This is a genomic window from Planococcus donghaensis (genome assembly GCF_001687665.2).
GTDB classification, from domain to species: domain Bacteria; phylum Bacillota; class Bacilli; order Bacillales_A; family Planococcaceae; genus Planococcus; species Planococcus donghaensis.
In genome coordinates this window covers 711377-732154 of sequence record NZ_CP016543.2, presented here as the reverse complement: position 1 = coordinate 732154, position 20778 = coordinate 711377, and the positions used below count along the sequence as shown (strand labels likewise).

The window sequence follows — 20778 nt, the reverse complement described above, 5'->3', positions numbered from 1 at the left end:
ATCGTCACCCCTTACTGTTTTCTAATGCTTTCAAGCCGCTTTTCTTTTTCACAACTTCTACTACATGCTTGTACATCTTGCGTGTTTCTGCCTGTTTCGCTTGTTTGGTGAACATTTCTGAACTGCCGACAAGCACTAACAACTCTTTTGCACGCGATAAGGCAACGTTTAAGCGTCGGTAGTCTTTTGCAAATCCGATATCGCCATGTTTGTTTTGGTTGTTGCGTACCATGCTTAGTATGATAATATCGCGTTCGCTTCCTTGGAAACGGTCAACCGTTCCTGTTCGAACCGCCAAATGTGGCAAGTGCAATTCTTGGTCGAACATGCGTTGAAGACGTTTGACTTGTTCGCCGTAAAAGCTAATCACACCAATGCTTTTTAATTCATCGGAAGCCATTCGTCCTGCTCGTTTTGCTTCAGCTGTCGCATCATTTAACTCGACCAATAAAGTACGAATTTCTTGAAGTTCAGCAGCGTTGTATAAGCTTTTCCCGCCGCTCATGCGTTCTTCAAAATAAGCAGGTTCATTTGGCAAATCAAGCCACATTAAGTGATTATTTCGTTTTACAATCGATGATTCTAGTAAATGATCGCGCTCGCTATCCGAGTCCACAATGCCACATTGCAATTGATCGTTTTCCAACCGGTAAAACGGTGAAATGGTTTCCATAATGTCTTCATGCATGCGGTATTGAATAGCTAACATGGTTTTATTGGCAGCTGGCAAGTTTTTATACAACCGTTCAAATAGCGACTCTTCTAATAGCTTTTCAAGTTCTTTCTTTTCTTCAAACCCATTATCTTCGGCAATCATTTCTTGAAGTGTTTCTTCTAACGTGTCATTGCCGAGAAGTGGTGGCAGCTGATGATGATCACCTACCAGAATGACTTTCTGCCCTTTTAACATGGGCAGCAATAATTCGGGTGGTGTAGCTTTTGACACTTCGTCGATAATGACCACATCAAACTCTGGGTAGTTGTCGATAAAATCTTTACGGGCTGACGCCACACATGTTGTTCCAATAACATTGGCGTGTTTAATATACAATTTGCGGATTTCATCCAAATCGTGCTCGTTCGCAGTCGCCAATAAATCCAACCATTTTTTTTGTACAGACTGCATTAAAGGCAGATTTTTCATTTCTTGTTTTAGCGATTCTTTCGTAAATGACAAACTAGCCAGTTGTTTTGTTGTTTCTTCTAAGCACTGCTCAGGGTTTGAAGTCAAAACCTCTGCTAAAGCCGCGAGTTGCTGTTCACAATTGGCTATTGCCTCTTCAACTTTTTCGATCTCAGCTTCTACTTTCGCTAAACGGCTGCTAATGGATTCTAAGACCGAATGTTTTTGTTCGAGTTTAACTTGCTGATCGTTTATACGCTGCTTGGTTTGATCAAACAAAGTTTTGTCTTTTTGAAGCTTTTCAAGTTGCGCTTTAGACTCGCGAATCGCGCCGTTAATGTCAGCGGGGAGGTCAGCCACATTTGGCAATTGCCGGTAGCGCAGTTCGAGTGGCGCCATGTCTTGTTGTTGCTTTTCTTGTTTTTCCAACCATTTAGCATCCCATACGCGGTACTGTTCTTGCTGTTTAACAAGTTCAGCGCATAAAGTTTTCTTTAAGTCGCTAAAAGCGCGCTTTGACTCAGCCACATACACATCAACCGCTTTAAACTTCGCGCCTCTTCTCCATAAATCATTTTGCCTTCTATATAAGCCAATTAGCCCTTTTTGCAAAACGATTGGATTGCTGCGCTGTTCCCCTTTTAATATCGCTCTCAACTTTTCTAAATACTCGTCAATTTCTGCAGAGCTATACGCTTCTGCTTTTAACAAGGCTTGTTCTTTTAGGTTGGCAACTGAAATATCAACCGAAGTCAGCAGTTTTTCAATATACGAAATTGCCGGAGAAACACGCTCGTTGTATTCGTTGAGTTTGGTCCAGTCTGCCATGTTTTCACGATTGGCTTCTAGTCGGTTGATCAAATACGTAATTGATGCCGTTTCTTCAACGCGTTCTTCTTTTATCACGTCCAACAAGCCATCGATTTTTTTGATGCTGTCCATATTGGCAATCGCTATTTTTTTCTGTTCCATAATATCCGCCATTTGATCACGTTTTTCTGTGATGGCTTCAAGTTCATGCCTTTTTACTTCTAAATCTTGCTCTAAACGTTCTCGTCCAAGTGCACGCTGAAGTTGTTGAATCGCACCTTGGATTTTCTGTTCTTGCACGAGCCACTCGGTGCCTTTTGTTTCTTCAATAAAGACAGCATCTTGTTGAAGTTCGTTTTCAAGCGTTTCGATTTCTTTGTCTATCGCTTGTCTCTCTTGTCGTGCTTTATCTTGTTCACGCTCTAATGCAGATTGTTTTACTCGTTCTTGTTCGAGTTGTTGCTGTATCGTTTGCTGCTTTTCAACAGCTCGTTTTTTCTCTTCTACTGCAACTACCAAACTTTCGTATACAGGCTCCAGTTTTTCTGTAGCTTGTTCGTTATGTGTGAGTTCTTTTTTCAATTCGGGTTCGCGTTTTGCACGCATTTCATATTGCGCCGATACTTCTGCTAACGTATGGTCTTTCCAATATTGGCCAACGTTTTCTTCGATAAACTTCTTACCTTCTTCTTCGATGCTTTCCGTACGACCTACGCGCAAAATCCGAATGTCTTTATTGGCAAGCAAACGTCCAAGTGCATTATCAACCGCTAAATTCGACTGGGAAGCGACCAGTGTGCGCAATCCTTTTTTGGCGTTTTGCAGACAAATTTCCGAAATAACTGTGGTTTTCCCTGTACCTGGTGGTCCTTGTATCACATATAAATCCTCTGCTGCTATCGCACCTGACACCGCTTTTTGTTGAAATTCATTTAATCGATTATGAAAAGTCAGTTTCTCTAAAGACCGAAGCGGCTTAACAGGCGGTTTTTCTTCAAATAAGAGACGATCTAGATTGGCGTTTACCGCTAGTCCTTTTTCCAAGTTGGCAAAACCTTGGCGCAGTCGTCTTATTTGGCTTAAAGCCGCAAAATTACTAAAGACGACTTCTTTTTTATCGAGTGACAAGCCGTTTTCACGAAGCTGCTTGACCATATAGTGTTGGAGTTCTATTTCTACCGTTCGGTTTGCTGCTTTAATAACAGTGCCGACGTCTCCAGATACACCAGTCAATCGCACCGTTAAGTTTTTTAACGATTTCCATTCGGTTTCTTTTAACTGACAACCTTTTAATGTGATACGGCTAAAGTCGTGACTAAACGACAAACTCGAATAAGCGGTTTTGATGTCTGGAATATCCATGCCGCGTTCCTGAATTTTCAAATAGCCTTCCCAACTGCCAATCCGCTTTTTCACGTAATCGGAACTTTCTTTAGCAGGCGTCATCCGGTTAATCATATTAATCAGTGGTATCGATGCCGCCTCTCGCGATCGGTCAAACAGCATATATTCTTCGCGCTGCCAGTTTGTGCCGAGCGCTTGATAAGCTTTTCGCTGCGTTACATTTGTAATCAACAAATGATGATTCGTAAAAACGCCATGCAAAACAAACGATGCTTCCGCTTCTTTTCCCGTTAACCGCACATTTTCCGACTTGTCCAAAATCAGCGCAACCGAAAGCTCGCCATCCGCATTAGACGGATAGCGTTCGATAAACACTTTAAACGCTTTGTCCGCAACAAAAAATGAGCGTTCGCTGATGCCGAACACGCCCATTTTTTCCATTGCCGTCTTGGTTAGTCGTACCGATGTTTTATATGTTGCTGAATGTTGTTTACTCATGTAATCACCTGTTCTTTGGAACTGAAGAAATTTCAAACCGATGCTTTTCACCTGATCTGTTTTCATCTAATCATATCATCGATTTGAAGATATGGGGTTTTAAAGTTGTGAAATTTACACGAAAGACTGTTGTTTATAAACGCTGAATTTCGAAGTAAATAAAAACATCGCTCTCAGATGGTTTTCTGGGAGCGACGACAGTAGGTTATAGAATAATAAGATATTAAATTTTAAATTTATGACTCACTTCCCCGCCCCATTTCAGCTCAACACTTTCGCCTTCCAACTTGTACAAGCTGCATAAAATAGCGTCCATATTTCCTGCGCGTATTTGATGATAGAATTCTTTTTTCATTTCTTCGATATATTCTTTTTTGCTTGTTCTCTTTTCATCGTGTGGGGCGAGGTCTTTTTCATGTTTGCTCATAAGTTCTAAATCCTCTTTATCAAAATGATAATGACTACCACCTGGGGCTACTTTTAAAACAAATGGATAATCTTTAATGAGCCCCGATGCGTCTTTAAATGAAAAATGGTTGTGCTTAATAGAAGAAATATCGTGAACAAAAATCGTCTTCTTCACCGCATTCACCCTTTCTTTTTATCTTTTCTCTTTAATGATAAAATGATTTCACAGAAAGTCAATTCTGAATATTCCGATTTTAAAGAAGGAGTTGTTTATAATTATCCAGCCATTCAACTACCGAATCGATTCTGCCTCACGCGTGATCAAGGCTTCTTCCAAAGATATTTACCAATCATTCATCAATCCTGATACATTTGCTTTGTGGCTTCCCCCTCAAGGTATGTCCGCAAAAATTGAAACATTTAATGTTTGTGAAGGCGGAGTATACAAAATGAGTCTTACATACAAAGTCGCTGGCTCAGAAAAAGGGAAAACTTCACATGATACAGATGTTTTCCAAGGTACCTTTCTAAAAGTAGTGGAAGACACAAAAATAGTGATGTCAGTCGTATTTGACTCCGAAGATCCTGCGTTTTCAAGTGAAATGATTCAAACGTGGTATTTAGAAACTGTTTCAGAAGGAACGCGTGTTACGCTTATTTGCGAAAACGTTCCTAAAGGCATACGTAAAGAGGATCATGATATAGGATTAAATTCTACGCTTGAAAACCTTGCTCGGTTTGTTGAACGGTGAAGCAACTTATAAGACCAATTAGCTTTCTAAAACCATTGATTTACTCTCTTCAGGACTATATGCTTTATGAAAAGGATATTTTAAGGAGATGAATAAATGGAAAAAGTAGCTCGAGGACTTCGTTTAGTACTTAGCATCATGGGCTTGATCGCTATTATTACTCAAATGACACATGGGTTACGCTATAACGGTCTAGTTCTCAGTAATTTTTTTAGCTTCTTTACAATACAAAGCAATATTTTAATTGTAGGTGTATTACTAATCGGGGCTATGCTCTCTACTAAACAATTCCACTCTCCACAATTCCAATTATTCCGAGGAGCCGTGACAACTTACATCATGACAACAGGAATTGTTTATTTTCTATTCTTACGCGGCATGGAAGCAGAGCTCCAAACGACTATTCCTTGGGTAAATTTCATTTTGCATACATTGTTACCCTTGTATGCATTATTTGATTGGCTAGCTTTTCCTTCACGAAACCTTATTTCTTTTCGACGCATGTGGTTATGGATTCTCTATCCACTCGCTTATTTAGTTTACACATTACTCCGCGGTCCGCTGGTGGATTGGTATCCTTACCCGTTTTTAGATCCACGAATTAGTGGGTATGGCCAAGTACTTATCAGCTCAATTTTTATAACGGTACTTATTCTGCTTTGTTCGTTAACTGTTGTAGGAAGTCGAAAATTGCGTGCAGCGTCCACCGCATCTGTTGAAGTCGAATAAAATAAATTCTCTTTACAAAAAACGTCGCTCCTTAGAATAAAATCTAAGAAGCGACGTTTTATTCTTTCTAATTGTTCTCCATAAATGTGTTAACAGCAGTTTGTGTTTTTATTTTCAATTGGCTATACGCATCTGACATCGCTTGTTCAGCTGACACCTCAGCACCAACAATCGAATAAACCTCTGTAAAATAAGACTGTAACAAATTCCGACTTTCTGACTCAACCACTCCAGAAATCAGTATAACCGGTTTGCCTGCTCGCTTAGCAACTTGCGCAATGCCAAAAGGCGTTTTCCCAGATAAGGTCTGACTGTCACTTTTTCCTTCTCCAGTTATGACTAAGTCTGCTGTTTCAATATACGATTCAAAGTCCATTTCTTCCAAAACTACATCAACACCACGCTGCATGTCCCCTTTGAAAAAGGCCTGCAATGCACCTCCTGCTCCACCTGCTGCACCAGCCCCTTGTTTGTGATGAAGAGCCATACCTATTAGTTGCTCGACTTTATCGGCGAAGTTTCGCAAATTATTATCTAGCTGCTCGACCAACTCAGGAGTCGCACCTTTTTGGGGACCAAATATGGCTGAAGCTCCTTGTTCCCCAATGAAAGGATTTTCTACATCACTCGCGATTAAAAAGGTGCTTTCTGCAAGGCGTCGATCAAAGTTGGAGGCGTCTATTTTGAAAAGCTCTCCTAATGAACCGCCACCTCTTGCTAAACGCTGTCCATCACGATCTAAAAATTTCATACCAAGAGCTTCTAATATCCCAGCTCCTCCATCATTTGTAGCACTTCCTCCAAGTCCTATTATAAACTTCCGAAACCCTGCATCTAATGCGTAGCCAATCAATTGGCCGGTACCAAAGGAAGATGCGATTAACGGATTTTGTTCTTCTTCTTTTAAAAGTGTTAGCCCTGAAGCTTCAGCGATTTCAATTACACACGTTTGAGCATCACCTAAAACACCGTAACAAGCAGACACGTTACGTCCCAGTGGGTCTTCTACTTGATGTTCCACTAATTTCCCGCTAGTCGCTCTGACCATGGCACTCATTGTGCCTTCCCCCCCATCTGCAGCGGGCAATAAAATGAGATCAGTTTGGTGGTCAAGCTCTCGTATACCTTCAGCCATCGCTTCAGCTGCTTTTATGGCTGTTAAACTGCCTTTAAACGAATCGGGCGCAACTATGATTTTCAATTTGCAAACCTCCAGTACTATTGGTAATTTGTCTAGATAGAAATATAAAGAAAAAGAAACTGACATGCATTATACTGACGGTATAGAGTTACCTCTAAATATATAGTGTATACAAAGAGGGCCGTTTCTAATTACTTATTTCACTCAGCATTAAACTTACACCCAACCTTTTAGAAAAGAGGGATCAGAGACATGAGATCATTAAACGATTGGATTTATGATTATGGTGAACAAGTTAAAACAGGTGAAATACGAGAAGCCTATCAAGGAATTATGAACTTCATGGCACAGTTGCGAATTTATTTTAAAAATAAGTACCCGTCACACCATATATCAAGTAGCCTCTATCCAGGACAGATGGATATAACCTTTTTTGCGGTAGCGCCTAAACTATTACATGACAATGGCTTGAAAATTATGATTATGTACATTCATGAAAAGACCCGTTTTGAAGTTTGGCTTGTTGGTCGGAACCAAGCTATTCAAAATGAATTCCGGCAGTTACTTAAAGAAAATGATACAAATAACTACACTCTTTCTTCTACCGCAGATGGGATTCGTTCAATTATAGAAATTTGCGTAGATGAACACCCCGATTTTGAATATCAAGAAGAATTGATAAAAAGAATAGATGAGCGGGTAGCGCTTTTGGTCGAAGACATTGAAAAACTTCTGCGTTAGTCGCTTACTTGGAGAGTTTCACAACCAATCCGTTACACAACTTATCTATTAAACAACGAGACAGCTTGGGCAAGCTGTCTCGTTATTTTTGTTTGCAATTCATCCCTTAGTTGCCAATTCGAAGCGCACTTTCTTTATTTTGCAACACGCTCAAAATACTCAATGCTGCAAGAAGACTGGTCTTTGGGTTACTTGGCATCGGGTTGTTTTCAACTTTTAACTCCATCCGCCCAAAATCCCCTTCTGCTTCAATAGTGTGAGAGTTTTGTGTAACAGACGGATCAACGATCACACGCACCTTCGTTTTTTTAGCACCGATTCCCGCAATGGCAAGCACTAACGCTACATTGATGTTCTTCGGAAGCTTTTCAACTGCTTGATATGCAGTTCCTTCGAATACCACTTTCTCTTCGTCTGATTCTATGCCGAGCGATGCGGGAGATTTCCGTGTCGTGATTTGAACTTGCTTTAAACCGCCAGCCGCTTTAGCCGATTGCAAAACGTCCAATCCGCCAATTGCACCTGAAGGGAGAAAGACGATCGTACCGGAAGACGCTGCCAACTTTTTGACTTTATCTAGAAAATCGATGTCTTTAAATACCCCGATGCTGCTCACTACGAGGTCTTTTTTGTGAGCGACCACACCTTCCACATAAAGACTTGCCGCTTCGATCGTTGATGCTTCTACAACGATATCGAGTGGCGTGTTTAAAAACTCTTGGAAATCGGTATAAAAACTAACGTCATACTGCTTACTTAGACGCGGTCCCACTTCCTTGTTACGCCCGAAAAAAGCAATCACTTGACCATCGACCAAGCGATTAACGTTTACTTGTTCCAATAAATACGTTGCGATGTTGCCCGTTCCAATGATTCCAATGTTCATATTCATCCTCCTCACGTAACTAACATTGTTTCTTAAAGTGTAAGCGATTCGTTGATACTTATACAGAACTAGAGCAAAGCAATTTTACGATTTCTCGGTTAACTTTGCATTTAAAGGGAAACCACTATCTATAGAAACTAATTTTATTAAAGGAGGAAATTGCAATGAGCAAAACAGCAATCATTACAGGCGGCGCTAGCGGACTTGGTCAAACTACTGCTTTTTATTTAGCAGAGGAAGGTGTCAATGTCTCTGTAGTCGACATTAGTGAAGATAGTGGTAATGAAACCGTCGAAAAACTAAAAGAAAAAGGCGTCGATGCCATTTTCATTAAAGCGGACGTCTCAAAAGTAGAAGACGTTAAAAACTATGTAGACAAAACACTAGAGCATTTTGGCTCAATCGATTACTTCTTCAACAACGCCGGCATTTCCGGTAGCGGCAAAAAATTCCTTGAAACAGATATTCAAGAAATCGATCAAATTGTCGGCATTAACTTGCTTGGCGCTTTATACGGTTTACGTTATGTCGGAGAAGCCATGTTGAAAAATGGCGGAGGCTCCATTGTAAATACAGCTTCAAGCGCAGGCGTCATTGGACAAGCTTCTGTTGTGACGTATGGTGCAACGAAACATGGAATCGTCGGAATGACGAAAAGTCTTGTTGCGGAGTATGCTAAAGACGGTCTTCGCGTAAATGCCATTGCACCTGGTCCGATTCAAACGCCAATGGTGAAAAAGTTCTTTGAAGACAATCCAGATATGAAAGAAAGTGCTGAGGCTGGAATTCCACAAAAACGCTTGGGACAACCAGAAGATGTCGCAGAGCTTGTGACGTTCTTACTGACAAAAGCAGATTACATCAACGGTGAAACAGTTCGCATCGATGGCGGATTCACAAATACAAAATAACATGATTACCAAAGGTAGCTAGGAAATTCCTAGCTACCTTTTTTAATCCATAGAAAAAGCCGACCACAATATGGTCGGCTACTCACTATTTACTCTCCTTTTATATTCTTCCCCGGATTTAATAGATTAGCAGGATCTAGAGCGACTTTAATTTTTTCCATGACATCAAAAGCACCGCCATGTTCTTGACGCTGATATTTTTGCTTACCAATGCCCACACCGTGCTCCCCTGTACACGTACCGCCTCTTTCAAGTGCGTACAACACAATACGTTCGTTGAACTCCTGTGATTTTTCTACTTCTTCTTGATTGTTCATATCAATCATAATGAGCGCGTGGTAATTGCCATCGCCAACATGTCCAAGAACTCCGCCAGGTAATCCTAATTCTAATAGGTTTTCACGTGCATGTTCTACTGCTCCAGCCAGTTCTGAAATTGGCAAGCAAACATCCGTTACCATCATTTTTTTGCCTGGATGCGCATGGATATACGCATAGGCCAATGTATGGCGTGCTTCCCATAAACGATTCCGTGCGGCTGTATCTGTTTCAAAAGCTACTTCTGTGCAGCCATGTCCTTGAACGATTTCTTGCGTAAACTCAACATCTTGTTGCAACCCGGCCTCGTTGCCATGAAACTCTAAAAACAGAGTTGGTTTTTCGAGATAAGCTGTATCGTTGTATTTATTAACTTGTCTCATGGATTCTTCATCTAATAGTTCAACTCGTGCAATTGGAATGCCCGCTTGCAAAATAGAAACAACCGCTTCTACCGCATCTTTCACGGTCTCAAACGATGCACGTGCTGCGGTGATAAATTCTGGAATTCCGTAAACACGTAGCGTCATTTCAGTAAAGCATCCGAGCGTCCCTTCAGAACCGACAAACAAGCCATTTAAATGAAGACCCGATGAAGATTTTGCTGCCTTACTTCCGGTGTGAATGACGGTACCATCTGCCAACACCACTTCCAAATCACGTACTTGGTCGCGCATAACGCCGTACCTCACTGTCGTCGTACCGCTTGCATTTGTTGCGACCATTCCACCGAGTGTGGCATCAGCTCCAGGATCTACGGTGAAAAACAACCCATACTTCTTTAACTCTTTATTCAGTTGCGTGCGCGTCACTCCAGGCTGCACTCTCACTAAAAAATCTTCTTCATAAACGTCTAATACGTTGTTCATCAAGGAAAAATCAATTGTTATTCCACCGCTTTGCGGAATGACATGGCCTTCTAAACTTGAACCTAGACCAAACGGAATAACCGGGATTTTGTATTGTGCGGATATTTTCATAATTGCTGAAACTTGTTCTGTTGTTTCAGGAAAAACCACGATATCTGGCAACTTCATCTGATGATACGACTCGTCTTGGCCATGCAGTTCTTTAATTGTTTCGTTAACACTGATTTGCTCAGCGGTTAAATGCTCTTTTAAACTATCCAAAATCGTCTCTTGATTTGCTAGTGCCATATTGATTCGCTCCCTTTTTTGCGTTTCATCATAAAATTGGTTCGACCAATTAACCCAATTATACATAATAATCAGAATTACGTTACTCTACGTGTTGAATAAAACGAAAAAGACCATCTTCGAAATCGATTGATTTCATCAAATGGTCTTTGTTACTATTCCAACGCTAGAAGTACAGATAGCTGATCAAATCGAATAATCCAGCAAGGCCGTACATGACGATTGACACGACGATTACCCCAGCTACAAAGTAACCAAAAAGTTTTAATAAATCGAAAATCGCACCCATTAAATCCTCTATGAAGCTCATCGACTTGCCCCTTTCTAACGCTACTTACCAGCCTGATCACGTTTCACAATTTTATCGCTCACTTGTTGCCCACTCAAGGTCACCATTGGCATACCGCCACCTGGATTGACTGTGCCGCCGACAAAGTACAGGTTGTCGTATAATTCGCTTTGCTTTTTATGCTTAAAGCCACCGTTTTTCTTTTTATCGGAAACCGTGCCATAAATTGCCCCGCGGTCTGAACCGTAAACGCGTTCGATGTCGTGTGGCGTCCAAACGTCACGTGTGACAATATTGTCCCGCAGGCCATGCATGCCCATGCGTTCTAGTTTATCGAGAACAATTTCTTCAAACTTCGCATAATCTTCAGGTGTAAACGGATTGTCTTGGATATACGGAATGTGTGGCAAAATCTTAATGTTTTCGTGCCCTTCTGGCGCTTGTGTCGGATCGGTTTTATTGACGTTGACTAAGTAAATGGTTGGGTCATCGGGCAACTCGTGTTTTTCAAACACTTTCTCCATTTGTTCATACAAGTTTTCCGAGAAGAAAAAGTTGTGATGATTTAAAAATGGGTAGGTTTTTTTCACGCCGAGATGCAACACAAGTCCTGAACTTGCGGGTTCGTATTTCTTCTTCAAATCCGCAACAAAGCTTTCATCTGCCGCCACCATTTTTTTATAAAACGGAATCACTTCCATATTCGATACATAATAATCGGCCTTTTTAAACGAACCATCTTCTAGTTCAATACCAACGATTTTGTCGTCTTCGCTTGTTAACGCACGAATGACACCCATACCTGTATGGAGTTTAACGCCGATTTCTTCTGCAAGCTTCGTCAATCCTTCTGCCAGTTTATGTGTGCCGCCTTTTACATACCAACAACCTTGCGCATGTTGCATATAAATCATCATATTCAATACGGCTGGCGCACTATATGGAGAAGACCCGACATACTTCACATAGTACGAAAGCATGTCACGCAAATGAGGATTACTAATGCGTTTGGAAATCGCGCTATACATAGTAGATGTCAAATCAAAGCCAGTTAATGTTGCCAAAATACCGTTTTGTGCAACTGCTTCAGCAGGTGACTCAAAACCTTCTTTTAAATAACTGTGTTCAGTCGTTTTGTAAATTTTCTGCGCGTATTTTAATAATGCGTAATACTCTTTCATGTCTTTTCGAGAAAGTGCAGGATTTTCACGCTGCATCAAATCAAGGTCGTGGTACAAATCGAGTACCGTGCCATCAGGGAAAAACGAGCGCCACTCCCGGTTGAGTCGCTGAATTTGCACATAATCTTCCATGCGCTTGCCGCTCCCTTGAAACAACTTATCGAAAACATGCGGCATCGTTAAAATCGATGGACCAAGGTCAAACCCAAATCCATCCTGCTCTAAACGATTGACTTTCCCGCCAATGTGATCATTTTTTTCATATAACGAAACTTCGTATCCTTGTTGCGCAAGAGAAATTGCCGCTGATAAGCCGCCAAGTCCGCCACCAATAACAATAACGGATTTTTGTGAATTGCTCATGTATGTACCGCCCTTCTTCTCCTAAGTATTTCATCTTTAACCCTTATATCGATTCGGCAAAATTTATGTGGAGATCGAGACGTCAATCTGCTAACTCCATTACTTAATTAGATTCTTCAAAACTTTGACATACTCCTTTTATTTCCCTAACTGCCGGTTTTAAAAACTTACTTTATGGAGCCTTTGTATAACTTAAATAGACAGCTGCTTTCAAAACGAAATATAGAAACTATATGCTCCTAAGAAAAGTACTTCTTCAGTTTAATTAAATGGTACGCTGTAAATGTAATAACTATATGGGCTCTTTCGCTACTCTACTATTCGAGTAATTTATAACAAGGAGGAAATTTTATGAATTTTTCTTTAGACGAAGCCATACAAATTCTAGAAGCCACACCACAAACTTTAGCTAGTTTTTTATCTAATTTATCGAACGATTGGCTAACCTGCAATGAAGGACAAGGAACTTGGAATACTTCTCAAGTTATCGATCATTTAATTGAATGCGAAAAAACGAACTGGATCCCTAGGATAAAAACCATTTTAGCAGAAAGCGAAAACAAGTCTTTTCCTCCATTTGATCGGGATGCTCATATCACAAATCCACCGAAAACCTCACTCGAGCAAAAACTGGCTGAATTCAAACAGCTACGTTTACAAAATATTGAAATTGTCAAAGACTTGATCAAATCCGACTCACAATTCGAGTTAACTGGAGAACATCCTGTGTTTGGTAAAGTGAAACTAAGAGAACTGATTTCTACATGGATGGTGCATGATTTAACACATCTTTCTCAAATTGTAAGGGTGATGGCAGAAAGGTACCGAAAAGATGTCGGGCCTTGGGAAGAATATTTAGGTGTACTAAAGTAGACTTATCATATAAGTACGTACAAAAAGCAGAAACCAGTGAATTGGTTTCTGCTTTTTTGCTTATCTCCCTTTCTAAATTACACCCGTTCTTTCCTATTAAATGGTTTCATCCTCCAAGCAGAAGGGAAAAGTTGAATACAGCATTTTACACGGGGAGGGATTGGATGAAAGTATTCGTATTTGGTGGTGGCGGTGATGTCGGAGAGTATGTGTTAAAAAAGCTCGCTGCCGAAAACCATGAAGCCATCACGATTGCAGAAACCGAGAATCGGGCAGAAGAGCTGAAAATGATTGGTGCTGCCGATGTATGTGTCACGAAAGATTACGATTTTGTAGATGCGATTTCGGGATGCGAAGCGATTATTTATATAGCTGGGGCAAATCCAACAGCGGGTGAAAACAGAAACGTACTTGTTGATAAAGAAGCGGTAGCTCGTGCGATGGAAGAAGCGCGCACTCAAGGAATTGAACGAGTTGTTTATTTGAGCCCAGCTCGCGTAGATGAATCTGCTGAATCTCAAGACACGGGTGGCAAGAAAATCCCTGAAGAACTTATTAAGTTAGACGTCTTTACGTATACAGTCGTTTATTCGAGCCGCGGCGTTCACAAACCAGGAAAAGGCACGATTGATGTCATTACTTCCCCACGCAAAAAGGTTATGGAAATTCCTTATGAAGACGTCGCTGCTGTTTTAGTTGAATCTCTTACGAATAAAGCTACATACAATAAAACATTAAAAGTGGTACCTGGAAACACTCCGATTGAAAATGCATTCAAGAGCGTATAAAAAACTAAAAAAAGGTGGATTTTATGGGGAAAATAACGAAATACTTACCATCCGCACTCGTGGGGTCGACTATCGCAGCTCCACTTGCTTATATTGCCTACATTTATCAAAAAGACAATCATCAAAAACAACATGCCGTTTTACGCAATTTCCCGTTACTTGGACGAGTTCGCTATATGGCTGAACATGTTGGGCCTGAACTACGCCAATATTTATTTTCTGGCGACAACGAAGGGCTTCCCTTTTCACGTATGCAATACCAAGATATCGTCAAAGCCGGAAAATACAATGAACGGTTAATTGGATTTGGATCAAGTCGTAATTTTGCAGAAGACGGTTTTTACATCCGAAATTCACTGTTTCCGAAATTACGGACAGAACTGAAGATTGACAACAGCAAAAAAGTGACAACTTACCAATATGTTGTTGACCATGAAGGATTAATGTCGAGAAAAGAACACCGCGAAGAAGTTCTTACGGATCCCTATTATTTACGTGATGAAGATGCAGTAGTGCTCGGTGAAGGCTATTGCAGGCAACCCTTCCGGATTAAAGGACAAGTGGGCATGTCTGCTATGAGCTACGGGGCTTTAGGAGAAAATGCCATTACGGCCCTATCCAAAGGGCTTGGCATTGCAGGTGGTACATGGATGAATACCGGGGAAGGTGGAATTTCGGATCATCATTTAGCTGGGGACACCGATTTAATCATGCAAATTGGTCCCGGTCTTTTTGGCGTACGAACGCCAGGCGGCGAGTTTTCGTGGGAAGCTTTTAAAGAAAAAGCTGACATGGAAAAAGTAAAAGCTTTTGAAGTGAAACTCGCACAAGGTGCGAAAACACGTGGTGGCCATTTAGAAGGTCAGAAAGTAACCGAAGAAATTGCGCGTATTCGGTTGATTGAACCGGGTAAAACCGTAAACAGTCCAAACCGTTTCACAGAATACGATTCGTTTGAAAAGCTGTTTGATTTTATCGAAGAAATGCGTGAAGTTGGCGGCAAACCGGTTGGTATGAAAATTGTCGTTGGAGATGTTGAAGGACTTGAGGAAATGGTTCAAATTATGAAAGACAGCGGCAAAGGGCCTGACTTTATCACCATCGATGGTGGTGAAGGTGGAACTGGTGCGACTTACCAAGAACTTGCCGATTCAGTCGGTTTGCCGATCTTGACTGCCTTACCGATTGTCGATGAATTGCTTCGGCAATACGGCGTACGTGACCGCGTAAAGTTGATCGCTTCTGGTAAACTCATCACACCTGATAAAATAGCGATCGCCCTTTCGATGGGGGCTGACCTTGTCAATATCGCGCGAGGATTTATGATCAGTGTTGGCTGCATCATGGCAGGAGTTTGTCATACGAACACGTGCCCGGTTGGTGTTGCAACGACAGACCCTGACCTACAAGACGGTTTAGTGGTTGGCGAGAAGATGTACCGCGTTGCCAATTATGTTATGTCGTTGCGTGCTGGTTTGTTTAACGTGGCAGCGGCTGCAGGCGTCGAATCTCCGACCATGCTCGAACGAAAACACTTAACACATAAAGACATTCAAGGGCGTATTTCTTCTGTTGGCAGTATGATTCACAAAATCGAACAAGAAGAACAGGAAGAAAAAGACGTAGAAGATTTGCCGGCAAAAAACTAACCCCCAATAAAAGCAGTAAGACCATCTTTTGGAGATGTCTTACTGCTTTTTAAATGCACCTCATCTAAAGGGCATAGTACATTCAGAATGCTATTTAAAAGGCGTTTTCTGGATAATTCATTCTACTTAGAGAATCCATTTCCACCTTTAACTTTTTCTTTTAAAAAATGTTTTTAATTATACACCTGTGGGTATAATTAAAATTGTTCCACGTCCTAATAGGACTATGCTGAGGGAATTTCGTTAATGCTGTACTTAAAACAAAAGTTTACATGATTAAAGAGATTTATTGGTAAAGGAGAAAAGCTAATGACTGAGGCATTGCAAAGTTCAGTAGAGATTAAAACGTACTTCCAGCAACATCAAGAAGCTTTTGAGGAAAAATTATTAGAGGAAGCCGTTACTGTAAAAGACAAAATCAATGAAATTTTAAGGATTGGCAATATTGATCTTGTAACCAATGCGCATAAGGTCGTCGGGTATATTATCGATAGACGAGAAGAAGACCTTAAATTATTTGCGAAACAAGAAGGCATTGCATGGGCGACGCATTCAATCGAACTGTCATTCAAATTAGAATGGATTCAAGCGATTCGTCGCACCCTTTGGACCTTTCTTCAACAGTACGATCGAGCTACCCCGAATGAAGTTGCATTCGACTTTTTTGCTATGGAAAAAGATATTAATACACAAGTTGATACTTTCTTGAATACGTTCTTTATCAGCTATTCAACATATAAAGATTCATTGATATTAGCACATCGACAACTGGTTGAAAACTTGTCTGTGCCAATAATCCCTATTAGTACATCGGTGTCTATTTTGCCATTAATCGGTGCTGTCGATTCTTTCCGAGCAGAAATTATCGAAGAAAAAGTATTAACTGAAGTGAGTGTATCCCGTATTCAAACCTTGATTCTAGACTTGTCTGGAATCGTTGACATGGAACCAGAAGTCATTCATCACATCATGAAAATTATCGACGGTTCTGCCATGATGGGTTGTCAATCGATTATTACTGGACTGCGTGCAGAAGTCGTTCGGAAAATGGTCTCACTTGGGTTATTGTTTGATCCGAAGACGAAAACACTTGGTACATTGCAACAAGCACTTAAAGAATATTTGGTGATATAGCATTATAAAAAACTGCGATTTGGATTTACTTATCCAGATCGCAGTTTTCGTTTACCCTAAAAGTTTTTTCTTGATTTCTTCAAACTCTTCAGCGGTAATTTCCCCTTTCGCTAATCTCGCTTTAGCTATTTCCATCGCATCTGCAGTCGAATCTTTTCTTGAACTCGGTAAATTATTGTTCGGGTTGTTGCTGTTTTTCATAAAAAAGTAAATGGCAAAGCCGATGACTACGAGTAATAGAATCATCACCAAAAGTCCTCCTCCCATTCCTGTGCCCCAGCCGATTCCCCAACCTGGCCCCATCATTTCTTTCACCCTCCCCAATTCCGATATAGTTTGTTACGTCAAATGTACACCCATTTCACGTTGAATGGGTGTGGTTTGACTCGGTGAGGGTAAAAGAAAACCGCAATTTGGTTTTATCCAAATCGCGGTTGCTAATTGATAAGCAGTTTATACTTTTGGTGCCAGTTGATTGATATAATTCTCCAATGCTTCGGCAGGTAGAGGTTTACTGTAATAATAGCCTTGAATGTTAAAGCAATTTTTAGCCATTAAAAAAGCTAATTGCTCTGCTGTTTCTACGCCTTCCGCTATAACATTTAAGTTAAGGTTTTGAGCCAGCGTAATGATTGTACTGGTAATCGCGGCATTGTCATTATCCGTTAAAATATCAAACATAAATGATCGATCTATTTTTAACGTATCAATCGGGAAGTTTTTCAAATACCCTAATGACGAATACCCTGTTCCAAAGTCATCTAATGCGATTTTAATACCTAATGCTTTTATTTCTCTCATTTTTTCCAACGTAACATGCGTATTTTTGAAAATTTGATTTTCAGTCAGTTCAATATGCAAAGATGCTGGAGCGACACCTGTTTCTATCAAAATACATTCGATCATTGGGATCAAATCGTCTTCTTCAAACTGCCTCCCTGATAAATTCACGGAAACTGACATATTCGTATTTCCTTGATTGTGCAATTTCTTTAACTGTTTGCAAGCGTTTAAAAGCACCCACTTGCCAATTGGCACGATCAATCCGGTTTCTTCTGCAACCGGTATAAATTCAATTGGGGATACCATGCCACGAGTTGGATGATTCCATCTAAGCAACGCCTCTGCCCCAAGTATGCGATTGGTTTTACTGTCTATTTGCGGCTGATAGTGAAGGCTCAATTCATCATTTTCCAACGCTTTATACAAAGCATTTTCCAAGTAAATGCTTTCCATGCTCCAATCGCTCATTTCACTTTTGAAGAAATGATGGTGCGTGCCGGACTTTTCTTTTGATTTGTACATCGCGGCATCTGCATTTTTGATCAATACTTCCGCAGTACTACCGTGTTCTGGGAACACACTAATTCCGATACTTGTTTTGATGTACACTTCATTTCCTTTTAAGGAAAATGGTTCTGTAAATGACGCGATTAAGTTATCCACAAGATTTAATACTTCTTGGTTGTTGTCATAGCCAGGCAAGACGATTGTAAACTCATCGCCTCCTTGACGCGAGACAAATGCATCTGCCGGTACACTCCGTCTTATACGATTTGCAACATTCTTTAATAACATATCTCCATAACTATGGCCGAAACTATCATTTATAATTTTAAAGCGGTCCAGATCCAAGTATAATACCGCCACTTTTTGTCCTGAAGCTTTTGCTTTTTCTGTTTTTAGTTTTAAATAATCCTCTAATAAGATTCGGTTTGGCAAATCTGTTAAGTGATCATAATAAGCTAAATGGCTAATTTCTTTTTCCAATTGCTTTCTCTTCGTAATATCTCTGAATGTGACAACTTCACCAATAACCTGTTCGTTTTCTTTTATAGAAGAAACCACGTATTCAACCGAAAAATCATTGCCGTCTTTTTTAAGAAACTTCAAATCTTCTTCTAATGAAACAGAAGTGATGATTAAGTCTTGCTGTTTAGGCAAGAGATTTTTGTAAGATTGTCCGATCAATTCACCATTTCTATAGCCCAATATCGACTCAGCTGCTCGGTTACAAAACGTAATATTGTTGTTCAAATCAAAACCAAAAATGCCCTCATCTACTGAATTTAAAATCAGCTCTTTTTCACGGCTAAGACTCTCTAACTCTGTTACGACTGTTTTCAATTCATCGTTTTTCAAAACCACTTCTGACGTTCTTCGTTCGATAATCATTTCTTGCTTTTCCATATACAGCAAGTTAGACAAAGTCGAAGCAGTAGCCTCTGTGATGGATTGTGCAAGTTCAATATCCGACTCACAAAAGACCTCATTGTTTTCCTCAAAACTGACCAAAACGAGCGCTCCTAATACTTCCCCCATCGATACAAAAGGAAGCATCAGCATGCCTGTAATTCCAAATTCTTTACAAACCTCTTGATTGACTCTGTCGTCTTTTGTGACATCTCGAATACAAATGGGCTTTTTAGCAGTGACCACCGCGCTGAATACGCGATCATTCGACAGATCAAACTGCAGCTCCTCGTGCTTTTCTAACCATTCTTCTTCAGACCATTCACTTTTCGCACTCATATTGGTCGGTTTGATCTTCTCACCTGCGATAGGATCTAATAAATGCACAGCAATGTTATCGTTTTTCAGAACGGTACCGACATAATGGAAGCATTTGTCCATTAATTCAGACATAGATGAAGTCATAGACAAATCTCGCGTCAAATCTAGCAATAATTGCTTTTCAGCGAGAATACTTTCTTTACGCTGTAAGTTTTTAACATTCCGAATCGCTACACCTGCCATGTTGACATATGCTTCTACTGTTTGAATTTCCTCTGCGGTCAAGTCCATTGGAATGCCGTAATCAAATAAGAAAACAAGACCAAACAATTCACCTTCATATGAAATTGGAAGAGCTAACAACGACTTGATGCCAAACCCTGCCACCGCTCTTGGATCGGGGCGATTGTCTTTAGACGTGTCTGCTATATAAATCGTTTGTTGAGTTTCGATAACTTCTTTTGCTAATAAATCGTACTCTGTATCCACCACATGCATATCGAGTGTCATGCCATTAATAACGGCTGGTTTCCCCACATATCCACGGAAATTCCCATCTTCTTGTGGCAAGTAAATTCCGACAGAATCGCATCGTACGACTTCTTCGGATATCGCAGTGATAACATGTTCTAGCAATGGGCGTAATTCAAAGTTCGTGTTGATCAATTTCGTTATATGGGCCAACCGGGAATACCTGGTTTGTTCAATCTCCATTAACAAAGCCTCCATTCATTGACCTATCGATTTATTAGCTTAGTAAAAGATGAAAATTTGATCACCGATTCTCTAACAAAACAATTAGGTATATTGATTTCTATAATTTTATTATTGGCACCCTATTTTCTGCTATAAAAGAAATGGATAACTGGTTATTCATGTATATTGTTTTTCATAGAGCTATTTTAACATTAATATCGGCATAACCCCTTTAAAAGTTAATAAAAAATTGACAAGTTCTCACGTGACTTGTTAATTCGTGAGAAAACACTAATTTAGTGTAAGTCTTTCGGGAGATTGAAAAACAGATTCTTACTCGAAATGACTAGGAAACATTCTACTTCCCTCACTAATTTGGTTTTCCAAATGACAAATAAATTATTAGAATATTCAGATTTAAAAAAGGGTTTTAAAGAATTTTGAAGAACTATAGTAAAGACGCGAAAAAAAAC

General features: G+C 40.2%; 17 protein-coding genes. 8 read left to right on the top strand and 9 right to left on the bottom strand.

Translation table 11 applies throughout. From position 1 onward, the window contains the following. Positions 1 to 4 precede the first annotated feature (4 nt). Both BCM40_RS03665 and BCM40_RS03660 read right to left on the bottom strand, forming a co-directional pair. A complete protein-coding gene (locus BCM40_RS03665) occupies positions 5 to 3841 on the bottom strand; it encodes an AAA domain-containing protein (RefSeq protein WP_238323751.1) in 3837 nt (1278 codons plus the stop codon). A 157-nt stretch (positions 3842 to 3998) separates the two neighbouring features. Continuing rightward, complete coding sequence (locus BCM40_RS03660) at positions 3999 to 4358, bottom strand: hypothetical protein (RefSeq protein WP_065527102.1); 360 nt, start codon at positions 4356 to 4358, stop codon at positions 3999 to 4001. A 91-nt stretch (positions 4359 to 4449) separates the two neighbouring features. Here BCM40_RS03660 and BCM40_RS03655 point away from each other — a divergent pair, with 91 nt between their 5' ends. Together BCM40_RS03655 and BCM40_RS03650 are read left to right on the top strand one after the other, a co-directional pair. Continuing rightward, on the top strand, positions 4450 to 4935 hold the full coding sequence (locus BCM40_RS03655; RefSeq protein WP_083394467.1) for an SRPBCC domain-containing protein: 486 nt from the start codon (positions 4450 to 4452) through the stop codon (positions 4933 to 4935). A gap of 96 nt (positions 4936 to 5031) precedes the next feature. Then, positions 5032 to 5664 carry a Pr6Pr family membrane protein gene (locus BCM40_RS03650; protein WP_065527103.1) on the top strand — a complete coding sequence of 211 codons (633 nt, stop codon included), beginning with the start codon at positions 5032 to 5034 and terminating at the stop codon, positions 5662 to 5664. A 67-nt stretch (positions 5665 to 5731) separates the two neighbouring features. On the opposite strand, the gene BCM40_RS03645 is transcribed toward BCM40_RS03650, so the two are convergent. Next, positions 5732 to 6865, bottom strand: coding sequence for a glycerate kinase (locus BCM40_RS03645; RefSeq protein ID WP_065527104.1), 1134 nt, complete (start codon positions 6863 to 6865; stop codon positions 5732 to 5734). A gap of 192 nt (positions 6866 to 7057) precedes the next feature. Here BCM40_RS03645 and BCM40_RS03640 point away from each other — a divergent pair, with 192 nt between their 5' ends. After that, positions 7058 to 7546, top strand: coding sequence for a DUF7000 family protein (locus BCM40_RS03640; RefSeq protein WP_065527105.1), 489 nt, complete (start codon positions 7058 to 7060; stop codon positions 7544 to 7546). Positions 7547 to 7652: 106 nt separating this feature from the next. Here BCM40_RS03640 and nadX read toward each other — a convergent pair whose 3' ends face one another. Continuing rightward, complete coding sequence (gene nadX, locus BCM40_RS03635; protein WP_065527106.1) at positions 7653 to 8432, bottom strand: aspartate dehydrogenase; 780 nt, start codon at positions 8430 to 8432, stop codon at positions 7653 to 7655. Positions 8433 to 8596: 164 nt separating this feature from the next. Between nadX and BCM40_RS03630 the strand changes: the two genes are divergently transcribed. Next, the gene (locus BCM40_RS03630) at positions 8597 to 9343 is read left to right on the top strand and encodes an SDR family NAD(P)-dependent oxidoreductase (protein WP_065527107.1); all 747 of its coding nucleotides are present in this window, start codon (positions 8597 to 8599) and stop codon (positions 9341 to 9343) included. 89 nt (positions 9344 to 9432) lie between these two features. Here BCM40_RS03630 and BCM40_RS03625 read toward each other — a convergent pair whose 3' ends face one another. The 3 genes from BCM40_RS03625 to BCM40_RS03620 all read right to left on the bottom strand — a co-directional run bounded on the left by BCM40_RS03625 (position 9433) and on the right by BCM40_RS03620 (position 12651). Next, entirely contained in the window at positions 9433 to 10818 is a 1386-nt protein-coding gene (locus BCM40_RS03625; RefSeq protein ID WP_065527108.1) for an FAD-binding oxidoreductase, read from the bottom strand. 166 nt (positions 10819 to 10984) lie between these two features. After that, positions 10985 to 11128 (bottom strand): hypothetical protein, encoded by a 144-nt coding sequence (locus tag BCM40_RS16445; RefSeq protein WP_008429251.1) that lies wholly within the window; start codon positions 11126 to 11128, stop codon positions 10985 to 10987. Between the two features lie 20 nt (positions 11129 to 11148). Further along, the gene (locus BCM40_RS03620) at positions 11149 to 12651 is read right to left on the bottom strand and encodes a phytoene desaturase family protein (RefSeq protein WP_065527109.1); all 1503 of its coding nucleotides are present in this window, start codon (positions 12649 to 12651) and stop codon (positions 11149 to 11151) included. Positions 12652 to 13002: 351 nt separating this feature from the next. On the opposite strand from BCM40_RS03620, the gene BCM40_RS03615 reads away from it, so the two are divergent. The 4 genes from BCM40_RS03615 to BCM40_RS03600 all read left to right on the top strand — a co-directional run bounded on the left by BCM40_RS03615 (position 13003) and on the right by BCM40_RS03600 (position 17095). Beyond that, complete coding sequence (locus BCM40_RS03615) at positions 13003 to 13524, top strand: DinB family protein (RefSeq protein ID WP_065527110.1); 522 nt, start codon at positions 13003 to 13005, stop codon at positions 13522 to 13524. Between the two features lie 164 nt (positions 13525 to 13688). Further along, the gene (locus tag BCM40_RS03610; RefSeq protein WP_065527111.1) at positions 13689 to 14312 is read left to right on the top strand and encodes an NAD(P)H-binding protein; all 624 of its coding nucleotides are present in this window, start codon (positions 13689 to 13691) and stop codon (positions 14310 to 14312) included. Between the two features lie 23 nt (positions 14313 to 14335). Continuing rightward, the gene (locus BCM40_RS03605; RefSeq protein WP_065527112.1) at positions 14336 to 15961 is read left to right on the top strand and encodes an FMN-binding glutamate synthase family protein; all 1626 of its coding nucleotides are present in this window, start codon (positions 14336 to 14338) and stop codon (positions 15959 to 15961) included. A gap of 309 nt (positions 15962 to 16270) precedes the next feature. Further along, complete coding sequence (locus tag BCM40_RS03600) at positions 16271 to 17095, top strand: STAS domain-containing protein (protein WP_065527113.1); 825 nt, start codon at positions 16271 to 16273, stop codon at positions 17093 to 17095. Between the two features lie 51 nt (positions 17096 to 17146). On the opposite strand, the gene BCM40_RS03595 is transcribed toward BCM40_RS03600, so the two are convergent. Both BCM40_RS03595 and BCM40_RS03590 read right to left on the bottom strand, forming a co-directional pair. Further along, positions 17147 to 17401 (bottom strand): SHOCT domain-containing protein, encoded by a 255-nt coding sequence (locus BCM40_RS03595; RefSeq protein ID WP_065527114.1) that lies wholly within the window; start codon positions 17399 to 17401, stop codon positions 17147 to 17149. A 147-nt stretch (positions 17402 to 17548) separates the two neighbouring features. Next, the gene (locus BCM40_RS03590; RefSeq protein ID WP_065527115.1) at positions 17549 to 20323 is read right to left on the bottom strand and encodes a bifunctional diguanylate cyclase/phosphodiesterase; all 2775 of its coding nucleotides are present in this window, start codon (positions 20321 to 20323) and stop codon (positions 17549 to 17551) included. Positions 20324 to 20778 lie beyond the last annotated feature (455 nt).

What these genes read in the sequence shown, in the direction of transcription:
- BCM40_RS03665 (WP_238323751.1), bottom strand. Translation starts at nt 3,841, where the DNA reads ATGAAAACAGATCAGGTGAAAAGCATCGGTTTGAAATTTCTTCAGTTC.
- BCM40_RS03650 (WP_065527103.1), top strand. Translation starts at nt 5,032, where the DNA reads ATGGAAAAAGTAGCTCGAGGACTTCGTTTAGTACTTAGCATCATGGGC.
- BCM40_RS03640 (WP_065527105.1), top strand. Translation starts at nt 7,058, where the DNA reads ATGAGATCATTAAACGATTGGATTTATGATTATGGTGAACAAGTTAAA.
- nadX (WP_065527106.1), bottom strand. Translation starts at nt 8,432, where the DNA reads ATGAACATTGGAATCATTGGAACGGGCAACATCGCAACGTATTTATTG.
- BCM40_RS03630 (WP_065527107.1), top strand. Translation starts at nt 8,597, where the DNA reads ATGAGCAAAACAGCAATCATTACAGGCGGCGCTAGCGGACTTGGTCAA.
- BCM40_RS03625 (WP_065527108.1), bottom strand. Translation starts at nt 10,818, where the DNA reads ATGGCACTAGCAAATCAAGAGACGATTTTGGATAGTTTAAAAGAGCAT.
- BCM40_RS16445 (WP_008429251.1), bottom strand. Translation starts at nt 11,128, where the DNA reads ATGAGCTTCATAGAGGATTTAATGGGTGCGATTTTCGATTTATTAAAA.
- BCM40_RS03620 (WP_065527109.1), bottom strand. Translation starts at nt 12,651, where the DNA reads ATGAGCAATTCACAAAAATCCGTTATTGTTATTGGTGGCGGACTTGGC.
- BCM40_RS03615 (WP_065527110.1), top strand. Translation starts at nt 13,003, where the DNA reads ATGAATTTTTCTTTAGACGAAGCCATACAAATTCTAGAAGCCACACCA.
- BCM40_RS03610 (WP_065527111.1), top strand. Translation starts at nt 13,689, where the DNA reads ATGAAAGTATTCGTATTTGGTGGTGGCGGTGATGTCGGAGAGTATGTG.
- BCM40_RS03605 (WP_065527112.1), top strand. Translation starts at nt 14,336, where the DNA reads ATGGGGAAAATAACGAAATACTTACCATCCGCACTCGTGGGGTCGACT.
- BCM40_RS03600 (WP_065527113.1), top strand. Translation starts at nt 16,271, where the DNA reads ATGACTGAGGCATTGCAAAGTTCAGTAGAGATTAAAACGTACTTCCAG.
- BCM40_RS03595 (WP_065527114.1), bottom strand. Translation starts at nt 17,401, where the DNA reads ATGATGGGGCCAGGTTGGGGAATCGGCTGGGGCACAGGAATGGGAGGA.
- BCM40_RS03590 (WP_065527115.1), bottom strand. Translation starts at nt 20,323, where the DNA reads ATGGAGATTGAACAAACCAGGTATTCCCGGTTGGCCCATATAACGAAA.